Annotated in this window: 12 protein-coding genes and 1 pseudogene; 6 read left to right on the top strand and 7 right to left on the bottom strand. The window is 74.5% G+C overall.

Going from position 1 to position 14,599, the window contains the following annotated elements:
- Nucleotides 1-143: 143 nt before the first annotated feature.
- Nucleotides 144-1,265 (bottom strand): PP2C family protein-serine/threonine phosphatase, encoded by a 1,122-nt coding sequence (locus ACWCPN_RS31355; protein ID WP_451213045.1) that lies wholly within the window; start codon nucleotides 1,263-1,265, stop codon nucleotides 144-146.
- 158 nt (nucleotides 1,266-1,423) lie between these two features.
- Between ACWCPN_RS31355 and ACWCPN_RS31350 the strand changes: the two genes are divergently transcribed.
- The 5 genes from ACWCPN_RS31350 (at nucleotide 1,424) to ACWCPN_RS31330 (ending at nucleotide 9,546) form a co-directional block, all read left to right on the top strand.
- Nucleotides 1,424-2,023, top strand: a complete 600-nt coding sequence (locus tag ACWCPN_RS31350) for an N-acetyltransferase family protein (protein ID WP_451213042.1) — start codon at nucleotides 1,424-1,426, stop codon at nucleotides 2,021-2,023.
- 121 nt (nucleotides 2,024-2,144) lie between these two features.
- A complete protein-coding gene (locus ACWCPN_RS31345) occupies nucleotides 2,145-2,885 on the top strand; it encodes a Type 1 glutamine amidotransferase-like domain-containing protein (protein WP_451213039.1) in 741 nt (246 codons plus the stop codon).
- A 157-nt stretch (nucleotides 2,886-3,042) separates the two neighbouring features.
- A complete protein-coding gene (locus ACWCPN_RS31340) occupies nucleotides 3,043-6,177 on the top strand; it encodes a type 2 lanthipeptide synthetase LanM family protein (RefSeq protein WP_451213037.1) in 3,135 nt (1,044 codons plus the stop codon).
- Between the two features lie 89 nt (nucleotides 6,178-6,266).
- Nucleotides 6,267-6,482, top strand: coding sequence for a hypothetical protein (locus ACWCPN_RS31335; protein WP_451213034.1), 216 nt, complete (start codon nucleotides 6,267-6,269; stop codon nucleotides 6,480-6,482).
- A 148-nt stretch (nucleotides 6,483-6,630) separates the two neighbouring features.
- Nucleotides 6,631-9,546: an AAA family ATPase gene (locus ACWCPN_RS31330; RefSeq protein ID WP_451213031.1), complete on the top strand. Its 2,916-nt coding sequence runs from the start codon at nucleotides 6,631-6,633 to the stop codon at nucleotides 9,544-9,546.
- Nucleotides 9,547-9,617: 71 nt separating this feature from the next.
- Here the strand turns inward: ACWCPN_RS31330 and ACWCPN_RS31325 are convergent, their stop codons facing one another.
- The 3 genes from ACWCPN_RS31325 to ACWCPN_RS31315 all read right to left on the bottom strand — a co-directional run bounded on the left by ACWCPN_RS31325 (nucleotide 9,618) and on the right by ACWCPN_RS31315 (nucleotide 11,426).
- Nucleotides 9,618-9,824: a hypothetical protein gene (locus ACWCPN_RS31325; RefSeq protein WP_451213028.1), complete on the bottom strand. Its 207-nt coding sequence runs from the start codon at nucleotides 9,822-9,824 to the stop codon at nucleotides 9,618-9,620.
- 70 nt (nucleotides 9,825-9,894) lie between these two features.
- Nucleotides 9,895-10,071: a hypothetical protein gene (locus ACWCPN_RS31320; protein WP_451213025.1), complete on the bottom strand. Its 177-nt coding sequence runs from the start codon at nucleotides 10,069-10,071 to the stop codon at nucleotides 9,895-9,897.
- 575 nt (nucleotides 10,072-10,646) lie between these two features.
- On the bottom strand, nucleotides 10,647-11,426 hold the full coding sequence (locus tag ACWCPN_RS31315) for a VOC family protein (RefSeq protein ID WP_451213022.1): 780 nt from the start codon (nucleotides 11,424-11,426) through the stop codon (nucleotides 10,647-10,649).
- A 111-nt stretch (nucleotides 11,427-11,537) separates the two neighbouring features.
- On the opposite strand from ACWCPN_RS31315, the pseudogene ACWCPN_RS31310 reads away from it, so the two are divergent.
- Nucleotides 11,538-11,753 (top strand): annotated as a pseudogene (locus ACWCPN_RS31310) (heme-binding protein); the annotation flags it as partial.
- Nucleotides 11,754-11,889: 136 nt separating this feature from the next.
- Here ACWCPN_RS31310 and ACWCPN_RS31305 read toward each other — a convergent pair.
- The 3 genes from ACWCPN_RS31305 to ACWCPN_RS31295 form a co-directional block, all read right to left on the bottom strand.
- Complete coding sequence (locus tag ACWCPN_RS31305) at nucleotides 11,890-12,759, bottom strand: class II glutamine amidotransferase (RefSeq protein ID WP_451213019.1); 870 nt, start codon at nucleotides 12,757-12,759, stop codon at nucleotides 11,890-11,892.
- Between the two features lie 278 nt (nucleotides 12,760-13,037).
- Entirely contained in the window at nucleotides 13,038-14,021 is a 984-nt protein-coding gene (locus tag ACWCPN_RS31300; protein ID WP_451213016.1) for an ARPP-2 domain-containing protein, read from the bottom strand.
- Nucleotides 14,012-14,560, bottom strand: coding sequence for a hypothetical protein (locus ACWCPN_RS31295; protein ID WP_451213013.1), 549 nt, complete (start codon nucleotides 14,558-14,560; stop codon nucleotides 14,012-14,014). Before ACWCPN_RS31295 ends, ACWCPN_RS31300 begins: the two co-directional genes overlap by 10 nt.
- Nucleotides 14,561-14,599: the final 39 nt, after the last annotated feature.

Here is a 14,599-nt window from a genome sequence, read left to right as displayed (position 1 = left end):
CCTGTGGAGGACCCGGTTACGCCACACAGCCTGGACGGTGAACGGCGCGTGTACGGCCTGGGGCACCGGCGCGGTCCGGGGACGGGCGTGGACCGGGCTGAGGCGGGGACCGAACCGCGTTGCTCGATGCTGCGCCGGACGGATCAGATTGCCACGCGGCGGATCGCGACCACGGCCGCGTCGTCGTCGAGATGCCCTTGGACGTGGGCCAGCAGGTCCTCCCGGAGACCGCGCAGGAGTTCGTCGGGGTCGTCCCTCGCCCATGCGGGCGCCCGTTCGGTGAACGGATAGAAGCGTCCGTCGGCACCGCGCGCCTCGATGACGCCGTCCGTGTAGAGGAGTAGCAGGTCGTCCACCTCGAACGGGAACGTCTGGACCTCGTAGGCGGAGATGCCGAAGGTTCCGCCGAGCCCGACCGGGAGGTGGCTCGCCTCGGGAAGGAGCGGGGTGACCCGGGTTCCCCGCAGGAGCAGCGGCGGTGGGTGGCCGCAGCTGATGAGGTGGACGACCGGCTCGTGGTCGGGGATGTCGAGCAGGATCGCGGTTGCGAAGTCCTCGTCGGTGTCCTGAGCCTCCTGTGACCGCCACTGGCTGGTGTCCCAGCGGAACGCCGCGTCCAGGTGGACGGCGAGGCGGGGCAGGGTGGCCTGCCGGTGGGCGGCCGCGCGGAAGGCGCCGAGCAGCAGGGCTGCGTTGTTGATCGTGGCCAGCCCGTTGCCGCGCACATCGCCGATGAGGAGCCGGGTGCTTTGGTGGTCGGTCCGCGCGGCCGCGTACAGGTCTCCGCCCAGATCGGCTTCCTCCTCGGCGGGGAGGTACAGGCCGGCGATCCGAAGCGGGCCGGTGCGGGCGGGCAGCGGCCGCAGCAGGACGCTCTGCGCCGCCTCGGCGACGGACCGCACCCGGTGCAACTGGCGCTCTCGCCGGTCCCGTACCACGCAGATGCTGACGCAGACGACGGAGACGACGATCAGAGCGATGATCTGCGCCTGGATGTTGGCGGTGGGCAGGACCCCTCTGAGCACGCCGATCAGCACCTGTGCCGCCACCGCGAGCGCTCCCATCAGCGCCGTCGCACGGGTCCCGGCGAAGGCCACCGTGATCGCGGGTGCCGCCACCAGCAGCGGCCCGAGGTGGATGTGCGGCGGAGCCAGCACATCCACCACACAGACCATGACGATCAGCCCCAGGGGGATCACCATCAGCGCGGGCGTGTAACCCGGCCACCAGGACAGGCGGCCGTCCCGCCACGGTCGAAAGGCCATGTGCCAAGCCTTCCACCTGCCTCGACATACCGGAATGCGGCGCTCCGGGCGAGGCGGCGGCATGGGAGACGGCAGTTCACCGGACGATCGGGGCCGTCGGACCGCCGACCGCGATCTCGGCTGGTCGTTCCCGTTCACGCCCGACTAGGCTGCCGGTCATGGATCCGGCCTCGACCAGTGATGTGACCACTCGGCCCGCCGTCCTGGATGCCGCGGAACTGGCTTCCGATCCGGAACTGGAGACCGGATTCGTGGAGTCCGCCCACCGGATCCTGGCGGACCTGGTCAGTGGAGGTGCCGCGCTGGGCTGGGTGGAACCCCCCTCGCGGGACGAGGTGGCGGACCTTCTCGGCAACGTCGTGTCGGCGGCGCGGGCCGGGGACGCGGCCCTGCGCGCCGCCTACCTCGGCCGTCGGCTCGTCGGGCTGGGGTACTGGCTCCGCTACGCCCGCCCCACCCACCGACCGCACGCCGACCTGGAGAAGCTCGCCGTCGACGCCGCCGCCCATGGTCGTGGTGCCGGCCGGGCGCTGACCGCCGGCCTGATCACCGACGCCCGGACGGCAGGTATCGAGGTCCTCACCCTGGACGTCCGTGGCGACAACGCCCGTGCCCTGCGCCTCTACCGGTCGCTGGGCTTCACCGAGTACGGCCGGCTGCCCGGCTTCGTGGCAGTCGGCGAACGCCGCTACGACAAGGTCTTCTGCATGCTGGACCTGCGCGGGCACTGTACGGGCACGGCGGATCAGCGGGTGTAGGGACGGTTCCCGGCGTCGCGGGGACCGTCCGCCCGTACGGCACGGGAGACGGGACACGCCCGCGCTCCTTCACGAACTCCGCACGTCCGAGGTCGAGTTCGGGCGCGCTACGATCATGCCTGTGACCGCTCCGGAACCGACCGTCCTCGCCACGTCCGGAGGGCACCGTGTCGGCACTCGCACCCGGTTGCTCTTCGACGCGCTGGTCCACCACGCGGTCGACCTCTCCGGCGTGCACGGCAGACGTCCGCGCATCCTGTACGTCGGCACGGCGACCGGTGACGCCGAGCACGTGACGGCGCGGGTGGCGGAGGCGGCCCGGGCGGCGGGCTACGACCTCACGCCCCTTTACCTGTTCCCCATGCCGAACGTCGAGGACGTCGAGGCCACGGTCCTGGCCCACGACGTGGTCTGGGTGATGGGCGGTTCGGTGGCCAACCTGCTCGCCGTGTGGCGGGTGCACGGCCTGGACGCGATCATGCGGCGCGCCTGGCGGGCGGGTGTGGTGCTCGCCGGGGTCAGCGCGGGGTCCATCTGCTGGTTCGAGGGCGGTGCGACCGACTCCTTCGGGCCCGGACTGCGCCCGGTCACCGACGGGCTGGGCCTGCTGCCGTACGGCAACGGCGTCCACTACGACTCCGACGCGGGGCGCCGCCCGCTGATCCACCGGATGGTCGCCGAGGGCGCCTTCCCGGTGGCGCACTGCACCGACGACGGGGTCGGCCTGGTCTACCGGGGCACCGAGCTGGTCGAGGCCGTGGCGGAACTGCCCGGCAAGGGCGCCTACGTGGTCCGCCGTTCGGGCACCGGGGCGGTGGAGGAGCGGATCGAACCGCGGTTGCTGCCCGCGCCCCGGCTCTGACGCGGTATGCCACGGGGATCGGCCGCGCTGACCTCCGGTTCACAGTGGTCCGGGGCGGTCACGTGACAGTCACTCCCCATCGGTGGGACGGGTGCGCAGGAATATGGGGGTCACTTCCCCATGTGCGGGCCGCCGGGGGTCTGACACCTTCATCCTCGTGACTGAGACCGCCAGCCTCCCCACTCCCCGGACCGCCACCCTCCCGACTCCCAGGAGCTCCGGCCTGCCGCTCGCCTGGTGGGCCCCGGCGCTGACGCTCGCGGAACGGCTCGCCGCGCCCGGCCTGCCGGCGGCGGCCCCAGGTCCGGCCACCGGGCCCGCTCCCTGGGACGTCGGGGACGGCGACGGCTTCGCCCTGCGGCTGGCCCACCTCGCGGTGGAAGGGGCGACCGCGGCCGCCCTCGCCGCGGAGACCGCCGAGCGGCTCGCCGCCCGCGCGGCCAAGCCCCACTGGGCCGAGTACACCGAAGCGGCGCTGGCCGCCGCCCCCGAGAGCCTGGACGAGCTGACCGCGGACGGCACGGGCCCCGAGGTCTTCGCCGTCGTCGTACGGCCGCTCGTCACCCCGGCATCGGACCGGCTCGCCCGCCGCACGGCGGACGTCCCCGCCGCCGAACAGGCCGTGTGGCGGGCCGCGTTCGAACGCCGGCTGACCGAGCAGCTCGTCCGGCAGGCCGCCCGGACCCTGGTCCACGAGCTGTCCCTGGCCCGGCGGGCGGGACGGCTCGCCGGAGCGGGACCGCGCGAGCGGTTCGCGTCGTTCGTCGCCGCCACCGGCGGCGGACCGGGCCTGGTGGCGCTCTTCGCGGCCTATCCGGTGCTGGCCCGGATGCTCGCGCAGACCGCGCTGGACGCGGCGGACGCGGCGGCGGAGCTGGTGACGCGGTTCCAGGCCGACCGGGAGGACCTGGTCGCCGGGCTGCTCGACGGGAGGGGGCCCGGCGCGCTGGCCGGCGTCGACCTCGGCCAGGGGGACGCCCACCAGGGCAACCGGGCGGTCGCGATCCTGCGCTTCGCCGGCGGCGACCGGCTCGTGTACAAGCCCCGGCCGCTCGACCAGCACGCCCTGCTCGACGGCCTGGTGGCCTGGCTCGGCGCCAAGGTGCCCGGCCTGGCGCTGCGCACGCCGCGCAGTGTGCGGCGGCCGGGATACGGCTGGCTGGAGTTCGTGGAGCACCGCTGGTGCCGGTCGGTCACCGAGACCGACGCCTTCTACCGGCGCCAGGGTGCGCTGCTGGCCCTGCTCTACGCGGTGGACGGCGCCGACATGCACTACGAGAACGTCATCGCCTGCGGCGACCAGCCCGTCCTGGTGGACGCCGAGACCTTGTTGCACACCGGTTTGCCGCAGGCCATGACCGCCGGTGCCGATCCGGCCGCCGACGCCCTGCAGGCCTCGGTGCACCGCGCCTGTCTGCTGCCCCACCTGCTGATCGGTGAGCACGGGGCGCTGGACATCTCCGCGCTCGGCCGGTCCGCCGACGGCACCTTCCCGAGCGAGGGTCTGCACTGGGAGGACAGCGGCAGGGACACCATGCGGGCCGTACGGGGGCCCGTGCCCAGCCCCGCCGCGCAGAACCAGCCGCTGCCCGCGGGGGCGCCGCTGGAAGGGGCCGACCACCGGGCGGCCCTGCTGGAGGGATTCCGCGCCGCCTACACGGCGCTGGCCGCGCACGGTGGTGAACTGCTCGGCCCGAACGGGCCGCTGACGGTGCACGCCGGCAGCCCGGCACGGCTCGTCGCACGCTCCACCCGCCTGTACGCCACGCTGCTGGAGGAGTCCGCCCACCCGTCGCTGCTCCGTGACGCGCTCGCGCGGGAGGGCGTGTTCGCGGTGCTGTGGACCGAGTCCGAGCACGACGAGGCGCGTCGGCGGCTGGTCGAGCACGAGACCGCGGACCTGTGGCGCGGTGACGTCCCCCTGTTCGTGCATCGGCCGTCCGGTACAGGGGTCCGGACGGCCGACGGCACGTGGCTGCCGGGAGTGCTGCCGGTGGCGAGCCTGGCCGCGGTCGGCGCGAAGCTGGCCCGGCTGGACGAGGTCGACTGCCACGACCAGGAGTGGGTCATCGCGGCCACGCTGGCGGCGCGGGGTGCCGGTTCGCCCCTCGCACGGCGCTCCGAACTCGCCCTCGCCCCGCTCCCGGCGGTCGTGCCGGACGCCTCACGGCTGCTGGCCGCGGCGTGCGGCATCGCCGACGAGATCGCCGCCCGCGCGATACGCGGCGGCGGCCGGACCAACTGGCTGGGCCTGGAGCAGGTCTCCGGACCGCACTGGGCCGTGCTGCCGATGGGCGCCGGACTGGGTCAGGGGTACTGCGGCGTGGCGCTGTTCCTCGCCCAGGCGGACGTGCTGACCGGGGCCGGACGGTACGCGACGCTGGCCCGGGAGGCGGTCCGGCCGCTGCCCGCCCTGATGAAGGCGCTGGCCGCCGATCCCGAGCTGAGCGCGGCGGCCGGACCGGGTGCCTACACGGGGCTCGCGGGTATCGTCCACGCGCTCGTACGGCTGTCCGCGCTGCTCGGTGAGGACCTGACGGGCTGTCTGCCGGACGCTCTCACCGCGCTCGGGCACGCCGTCGCCGCCTGCTCCGATCCGGGGCTGGCCGGTGGCGTGGCCGGGGCGCTGGCCGCCGCCGTCGCCGTGCACGAGGCGACCGGGTCCCCTGAGGCCCTGCGGCTGGCGGACGCCGTGTCGGATCTGCTCCTGGCGACGGCCTGCGGACCGGAGCTGCCGGCCCCCCTCGGGGACGGAGCGGGCACCGGCGGCGGTCCCGGATTCGCGGACGGCGCGGCCGGGATCGGCTGGGCACTGCGGCGCTACGCCGTCCGCCGCCCGGAGCGCGCCGCCGCGCACGCGGGCGCCGCGGACGCCTTGCTGCGTGCGGCGGTACGCGAGGTACGGACCGTGCCCGCGGACGCGTCCTGGGCCTCCGGGCTCGCCGGAGTGGCCGCCGCCGCGCCCCCGGACGCGGCCGGCACGCTGACGGCCCCGCTGGCCGACGCCGAGGTGTGCCCCGGTCTGAGCCTCGGCCAGGGCGCGCTCGGCACCCTGGAGGCCCTGGCCGTGCTCGCCGGTCGGGGCGACCCGGTCGCCGCGGGCGCGCTGTCGCGGCGTACCGGGCAGGTGCTCGCGCTCGTCGAGGCGCGGAGCCACCGCTGTGCCACCCCCGACCACGTCCCCTCCCCCGGGCTGCTGGCCGGACTGTCCGGCATCGGCTACGGACTCCTCCGCCTCGCCCGGCCCGGACACGTGCCGTCCCTCCTGCTCCTGGAGCAGCCCGGCCGCTGACCCGTCCGCGCCCGCTGCCCCGCGCCAAGGCACTTCCTCCGCCTCCCCCGTGCCCTCCCGCACGGGACACCAGAAGGGGATCACCGTTCATGGACCAGCGCCTCACCTCCGCCTCCGCAGACGCTCCCAGCGCCGGGACCGCCACCGGGATCACCTCGCACGGCCAGGACGCGGCGGGCGGCATCACGCTCAGGGGCCGCAACCGGGCCTGCGCACGCGCCCGTGTGCTGGCCGGCATGGTGCTCACCAGCGGCCTCGTCATCACACTCAGCACGATCGACACCTCGGTCTCCGCGCCGCGGTGACGCCGGGCCGGTGCCGGCCGCCAGGAGCGAGGGCCCGCCCGACGGGCCGTACCCGCCGTTCGGGCGCGGCGGGCACGGCGAGGGCGGAAACGAGTCCGCGTCCGTGCGGCCTGCCGCAGGCCCCGCCGTCCGATTACTATCTGCGTTCATGCGTTCCCATGCGCCCTCCCTGGTCGGACGGGACTCCCAACTGTCCCTTCTCGAAAGCGCCTTGGCCGACGCGCGCCAGGGTCGTGGCGGTGTCGTCTTCCTGGTGGGAGAGGCGGGCGTCGGCAAGTCACGGGTCGCGGCGGAGGCCGTCGGCGGGGCGCTGGGCGCCGGGATGCGGGTGCTGCGCGGCCGCAGCAGCATCACGGGTCCGGCCGTACCGTTCCGGCCGCTCACCGAAGCCCTGATGTCGCTGTTCCGCAGCGGCGAGCCGATGGACGACCTGGCCCTCGGCCCCTACCGGCCGGTTCTGGGGCGGCTGATCCCGGACTGGGACACCGGGGAACGGGACAGCAGTTCCATGGTGATCCTGGGTGAGGCGGTGCTGCGTCTGCTCATGGCAGCCGGGCGCGGGCAGGGCCAGTTACTGCTGCTGGAGGACCTGCACGACGCCGACCCGGAGACGCTCGGGGTCCTCGAATACCTGGTGGACAACCTGGAGTACTCGCCGGTCCTGCTGCTCGCCACGATCCGCACGGACTTCAGCGACGCCCTCGACCTCGCGCAGTCCGCCCGCCGGCGCGGCGCCGCCACCCTGGTGGAACTGCCGCCGCTGACCCGGCCCCAGGCGCACGAGATGATCGCGGCTCAGCTCGGCGCCGACGGTCCGGAGCAGGTGCCCACGGAGGTGCTGGAACGGCTGTGGGAGGACAGCTCGGGAAGCCCGTACCTGGTCGAGGAGCTCCTCCAGTCGATGATCGGCGCCGGCGCCCTGGTGCGGGGGCCGGAGGGCTGGCGGGCCGTGGGCGACCTGCGCAGTGACGTTTCCTCCTCGCTGGCGCGTGGCATTCTGCGGCGCATCGACCGCCTCGGCGCGCAGGGCCTGACCCTGTTGTCCGCCGCCGCCGTGCTCGGCCGCCGCTTCCCGCTCACGGTCCTGCAGCGCATGACCGGCGTCGACGACCGGGCTCTGCTGAGCCATCTGCACGCGGGCGTGGCCGCGCGGCTGGTGATTCCCGACGAACCCGCGCCCGACTGGTACTCCTTCCGGCACTCGCTCACCGTGGAGGCCCTGTTCACCCAGATGACGCCGGGCCAGCGCGCGGACCTGGCGCGGCGGGGCGCGGAGGCGGTCGAGGAACTGCACCCCGGCCTGCCCGGCGACTGGTGCCCACTGGCGGCCGGGCTGCGCAGCGCGGCCGGCGACAAGGTGGAGGCCGGGCTGCTGTTCGCCGAGGCCGGCGGGCGGGCGCTGTCGGCGGGGGCGCTCGGCTCCGCCGTCACCCTGCTCAGCCGGTCCGAGAGCCTGCTGGCCGACGCGGGCGACCCGCAGGCACGGGCCATGGTGCTGGAGAACCTGCTGCCGGCCCTCGCCGAGGCCGGTGACTTCGCCCGCGCCCTCGACCTGGCCGAGGACCTGCACGTGCTGGACGGGTCGGGGCTGAGCCCCGTCCGCCTGGCCACCCTGCACACCCGGCTGGCCAAGGTCGCCCACACGGCGGGCCGGTGGAGCGACGGCAACCGGCAGATAGCCCGCGCCCGGGAGGTGCTCGCGGCGACGCCGGACGAGTCGGCCGCCGCGGCCGTCGACGTCACGGCCGCCTACCTGGCCCTCGACACGCCGGGTTCCGACCGCACCCAGCACGCGGAGAAACTGGCCCGGTCCGCCGCCGACACCGCCGAACGGCACGGGCTGCCCGTCGTGGCCTGCCAGGCCCGGGAACTCCTCGCGACGGTGGCCCGCGAGCGGGACCCCGAGGAGTCGGCGGCGATGCTCGGGCAGGCACTGGCCACGGCGGAGCGCCACCGTCTGCCCCTGCAGCGCATGTACGCGGCCACCCGGCTCGGCGGCAACGACTGGCTGGCCGACGGCGACACCTCGGGGCTGCTGGCCGCCCGCGAGGAGGCGCTGCGCCTCGGCTCCGTGAACATCGTCCACACCGTGGACGGCATCCTCGTGCTGGACGCGGTGCTGAGCGGCCGCTACGACGCGGCCCGGTCGGCCGCCGCCGAGTGCCTGGCCGTCGTACGCCGCCTGCGCCTCGCGCCGGCCGTCCGGTACGTCCTGATGTCGCAGGCCGTCCTGGCGGCCCACCACGCCGACCGGGCGGCGATGGAACGGTCGCTGGCGGATTTCGCCGAATGGGACGGCGCCGGGTCGCAGGAGGAACCCCTCGGCCGCGGCCTGGCGCGGGCCTTCTGCGCCCTGCTGGAGGAGGACCGCGGCCTGGCCCGCGAGGAGCTGCGGCAGGTGCTGGCGCTGGAGGCGGGCAATCCCTCCACCTACCACCTCAGCGGCACCCACGGCCTGGTCCTGCTGCTCGACGTGCTCGCCGGGGACGCGGACCGGGCCCGGCACGAGGAGATCACCGCCACCGCCGTCGCCCGGATGCGCTGGAACCGACAGTTCGTGCTGCTCACCGACGCCGTCCTGCTGGGCCGCGAGGGTGCCGGGGACCGGGCGGCGGCAGCGGTGGAGTCCGCGCTGGCGGTGGCCGAGGCGTACCCGCTGGCCCAGCACCTCGGGCTGCGGCTGATCGCGGACGCCGCCCACCAGGACGGCTGGGGCGATCCGGTGGGCTGGCTGCGGCGGGCGGAGCATTACTTCCACGAGCGGGACGTCCAGGCCGTCACGGGGGCCTGCCGGGCCGGGCTGCGCCGGCTCGGCGCCTCGGTGCACCAGCACCGCACCGGCACCGGCGGCATCCCCGACCGGCTGCGCGCCCAGGGCGTCACGGTCCGGGAGTTCGAGGTGTTCCGGCTGCTGGCGGAGCGGCTGAGCAACAAGGACATCGCCGACCGGCTGTTCATCTCACCGCGCACGGCGGAGAAGCACATTGCCAGTCTCGTCACGAAGACGGGAGCGGCCAACCGCGCGGACCTGTGCGCACGCTCGGCCGCCCTGCGGGACGCGTAGCAGCGCCGCCCGGCCGGGCGAGGAGGTCCGGCCGGCCGCGCCGGGCCGGCGCGCCGAGCGGCACGGGGCGGTCAGTGCGGGGCCGACACCGAGGTGTCGATCGAGGTGAGGGTGATGACGAGGCCGCTGGTGAGGACCATCCCGGCCAGGACGCGGGCACGGGCGCAGGCGCGGTTGCGGCCCGACAGGGTGATGCCGCCGGCGGCGTCCGTCTCGTCGGCCGGACGGGCGGTGAGGTCGGCGGGGGCGGAGTCGGTGTTGCGGCGGAGCTCGTCCATGCGAGGAACCTCGTGTCTGTGAGGGCGGGTGCGGGAAGGGGAGCGGGGCGGCAGGTTCGCCGGGTGACTCTCAGCGCGCGAAGGCCCGGCCGGGACGGGGAAGTTCGAGGATCGGTGCTGCCGGGACGGGGGCGCCGGTGCGGAGCGGGGCGCGGCCGGTACCGGCCTGGAGGGTCGCGGTGGCCCGCCGGACGGGGGCCGTGGGGTTCGCGTCCGGCGGGGTGGCGGGTGCGGCAGCTTCGGTCACGGGAACAAACTCAAAGATGCGGTGCCGGACCCGCATGGGGAACTGTCCCCCATATTCTCCGGCGGCCCGTGCCCGGTGCTCCTTACCGCTGAGCGGCGAGGGGGCACGGATCGCGCGACTTCGGCGGACGACGGCGCGCGGCCGTCCCGCCTGACGAGGCGAAACGACAGGTCGGCGGCGTGCGTGCGGCTGGGGGCGCATCTGGGTGCCGCGCGGCCGGGGTGCGGGCGGGCGGGCGGCCCTGTGGGTACATGGGGGCACACGTGCCCCGCCATGGGGTACGCGCGCCACCCCGGCCGCCCTCTCGGCCCGGTTCGCCGCGCTCGCCGTACGGGCCCGCGGGGTTCGGACGGCCGCCCGATCGCCGTGAGGGCGCGGCAGCGTACGCGACGGGGGCCTCTACCGCAACGACCCCCGCACCCCGGCACCCGTACGCCCCTGGCCGAGGGTCGAGGTGCCGGGGCGGGCCGGCTCCGACCGGCGTCACCCTTCCGCCCGGAAGTCCCACGGAGGGGCGGCGCCGGGAGAGGTGGCACCCGATGGCACGCCCGCGGCACCCGGAGCGCGGTCGCGCTCTACAGCGGAGTGGGCTTGATCATGGCGAACGGGGCGCCCTGCGGGTCGGCGACCACCGTCATTCGGCCGGCCATCATGTCGAACGGCGGGACGAGCACCGTGCCGTTGCGCTTGACCAGCGCGTCCACGGTGGAGTCGACGTCGTCGACCGCGAAGTAGGTCAGCCAGTGCGCCGGGGTGCCGGGCGGGTCGTTGGCGAGGAGGGTGGCGCCCCCGACCGTACGCCCGCCGACCCGCAGCTCCCAGTAGGAGTCCGCGCCCTCCATCGGCTCGATCTCGATGCCGAACGCCTCGCCGTAGAAGGCGGTGGCCCCGAGCACGTCGCTGGTGTGCAGCTCGTTCCAGGTCAGCGCGCCCGCCTCGTTGACCACCCGGGCGCCGTGGAACTCGCCGGGCTGCCAGACCCCGAACACCGCGCCCTGGGGGTCGGCGGCGACCAGCATCCGGCCGAGCGTGCCGACGTCCATCACCGGGACGAGCAGGGTGCCGCCCGCGGCGACGATGGCGTCCTGGGTCGCCGGCGCGTCGGTGCTGGCCAGGTAGCTGGTCCAGACGGTGGGCGGTTCCGGGGCTCCCTCGGGGCCCATCGCCGGCCCGATCCCGGCCACGGCCTTGCCGTTCAGCTCGCAGACCGCGTAACCGCCGAACTCGGCCGGACCTCGCTGGCCCTGCCAGCCGAGCAGGTCACGGTAGAAGTCCAGCGCGGCCTGCTGATCCTTCGCCATCAGGTCGACCCAGCACGGTGTGCCGGTCGGATACGGAGTGGTGACTTCCACCATCTTTCACCCTTTCTCGCACAGTGTGTCCGCCAGCCTTCCGCCGGAGCCGGTGTTCCGCCCGCCCGACACGCCGTCGCCCGTTGCCCGTCGCCCGTTGCCCGTCATCCTTCAAAGGAGAACCAGCGCGTCGCCGTCGCCGCGGTGGACCGCAACGGCAACACCGTCGTCACCCTGCGGGGCCAGGAAGGCCTCTTCCTGGCCGGTGGTGCCCCCGTGGCCGCCGCCGGCTCCCCGATCGCGGGCATCGGCGTAGCGGGCGCCCCTTCCGGCGGCCTGGACGAGAAGTTCGCGCGCGCCGGCGTCGCCGCGATCACCCAGGAGCACTGACCCGCCGCTCGCCGGCCCCGGCCGGGCGTCGCCCCAGCGAGTCGCACCGGCACGGGGCTCGGGGAGCCCGTGTCGCACGGGCTCCCCGAGCCCTCGCGTCCTGGGGTCTGCGGACCCGGTTTCCGGCCCGGGCGGACTAGACGGCCTTCTGTGAGGCGGCCGCCCCGGGATGCAGGTCGTCGAGGGTGAGCTGGTGCGCCGGGGGATCCGGCAGGAGGATGTGGCGACCGACGTGCAGGTCGATGCCGACGTGGAGGAGTTCGCCCGGTTCCAGGAGGCGCCAGTCGGGATGGTCGTCCATCCGCTCGCTGGCGACGATGACGGCGGGATGCTCGGCGAGGGCGGCCGAGTGGACGCGCATACGCCCGTGACTGCCGCTGTGATCGAGATGCCGGTCGCCGTGCCGGCCACCCGCCGGACGCTGGAGGACATACAGCGCGTGGGTGTCCGGGTAGCGCAGCGCCCACAGCTCCTGGGGCGTGATGAGGATCAGGTTCATGGCGAAGACGGGCAGGTTCGCGGCGATCCACCGGGCGGCCTGCCGGATGCCCTCGGTGACGTCACCGCCGCCGCGCCGGGTCTCCCGGGTGATCAGGGCGAAGAAGCGCTCGGAGTCGGTGTCGCCGCCGACCAGTGACCGGTCCTCGCCCAGGCGGTCGTCGAGCGCGTCGAGGCCCTCGATCACGCCGTTGTGCGCGAAGAGCCGCCCGTCCTGCTCGAAGGGGTGGGTGTTGCGGACGTCGAGGCTGCCGGTCGAGGCGTACCGCACATGGGCGATGAAGGTCGCGGACTCGTCCCGCCGGGCCTCCTCGGCGAAGGCACGGTCGCTGTACGCGGCGATGGGGGCCTTGTCGACGCGCGGGGTGCCGTCGGAGGAGAAACGGCCGAGGCCGGTGCCGTCGGGGTCGCGGTGGCTCTGCCGGCTGAGGCTGTCGGGGGCGTCCAGCAGCCAGAACGTGGCGTGCGTACGGAGTGGAGCGCTGCTGAGGCCGAAGAGGCGGCACATGGTTTCCTCCGTAACGGCCCGCTTCCGACGGGCTGCCGACCGGGTTTCCCCGCACTGACGCGCCATGCGCCCGAAGAACCCCGGCACGCTCTGGCCGGCGCTCGTCCCCTCAGCATCGGGCACGGTGTGAGCGTCGGCGAGCGGGCCCGCGGGGCACGTGCGAAGGGGATCCCGTGGCGGGCGTGTGGGCGGGCGGCGAGCACCCCGCGGCCGGGCGCGAGGGGATCACCCGGTGGCCCTTTCGTCCGGGTCGACCGCCTGGTACGGGTGCGTGCCGATCAGCGTCTGTCGGCTCCGGCCCGGGTACGTCCTCGCTGCTTGCGGTATTCGTCCAGGACGTCCTGGCGGAGCAGGAAGCCGAAGCCGGCGGACTCCAGCCGCAGCCCCAGCCGGGCCTCGTCCACACCGAGGTCGGCCGCCGTGCTCGCCAGGTGCCAGTCGTTGGCGGCGAGCCTGCTGAGGAGGTGACCGCGACGAACCTGGTTCTCGGAGAGCCGGAACGTCTTGAGGTAGGCGATCCTGCCGCTGTCGTCGGTGATGGCCTCACCGATGTGGTTCTCCTGCTTGGGACGGAACGTCGGCAGGAAGCGGGAGAGCGTGAAGCGCCCCATCCGGTGGACCGACTGCCAGGTGTACGCCTGCGCCAGCAGGCTGGTGGCCATGCTCGTGTCGTGGAAACGCGTCCAGTCGCGTTCCTGCTCGGCAACCGCCGTGCGCAGGTGGGCCAGGGAGCGGATCCCCGCATCGGGTATGCGGGCCCGGAAGTCCGGCACCGGGGGCATCAACGTGGCGTAGTGGTGGATCAGTTCGCCGTACAGGTCCCGCAGGAGCGTCGGGTGGAGTGCGCGGTAGTCGTCGGGATGCGGGACGACGAACGCGGCGGCGAGCGCGTCGGCGACGTAGACCATGACGCCGCACTGGTGGGGATGGATCTCGAAGACGCGCAGTGCGTCGGCGAGCCCGTGCACGTCGGCGCCCGCATAGGCTTCCTCGACGCGGGGAGAGAGTCCCTGGCGGATGGCCCGCTGCGACCACTCCTCCCAGGCCAGAGCCACGGCCAGGGGCCGACGGCGCTTGTGCACCGATCCGAAGGCGGAGTAGCTGTCGTCCAGGACCGCGCTGACCTTGCCCCAGCTCCCCCGGTGGACGCCGGCCACCCGGTCGGCGGCCGCTTCCAGGGCCTCGGTCAACTCGGCACGCCGGCGCCGGCGGTCGTCGACCGGCAGCGAAAGCACGTAGGTCGCCAACCGGGTCAGCGGCATCCCCGCCAGGTCCGCCGGTTCCGGTGTGGCCCCTCGTGCCTGCGCGGACTCGCGCAGCGCAAGCGCTCCAGGCGGGTCATCCGTGGCGCGATGCGTTCGAGGAAGACGTTCCGGGGAATGCCGTGCTTGGCGGCGAAGCCCTCGGCGACCGTGTAGGGGAGCTCGTACACGGCGGCCTGCTCGAAGTGCGCGCGACGCCATGCCTCCAGGACGGGTGTCGCGTAGTGCGGTCGGGCAAGCGGCGTGAACATGAACGTCTCCAGCTCCTCGGTGGCTGGGGCCAGGTGTGCGTGCCGGAGGGCTCGCTTGAGGCCGCCGCGGTACTTCACGGCGTCGAACGCCGGGTCCTTGCGGGTGGACAGCCAGTCACGCATGATCGCGCGGCTGCGCCGGTTGTTGACCCTGGCCCTGCCGAGGGCGTCGAACAACCCGTACACGCGCTGCGGAGGCAGGGTCGCGAGCCGGGCCGCGATCAGACGGCCCTCGCTGCGCCGCTGATCGGCGGTGGCCTCACCGCTGCTCTCCAGAAGCCCCTCCACCGACTTACTTCGCCCGCAGGCACGGGGCGATGCCGGTAC

The organism is Streptomyces sp. NPDC002386 (assembly GCF_053593175.1).
This window is presented reverse-complemented; position numbering and strand designations above follow the sequence as displayed.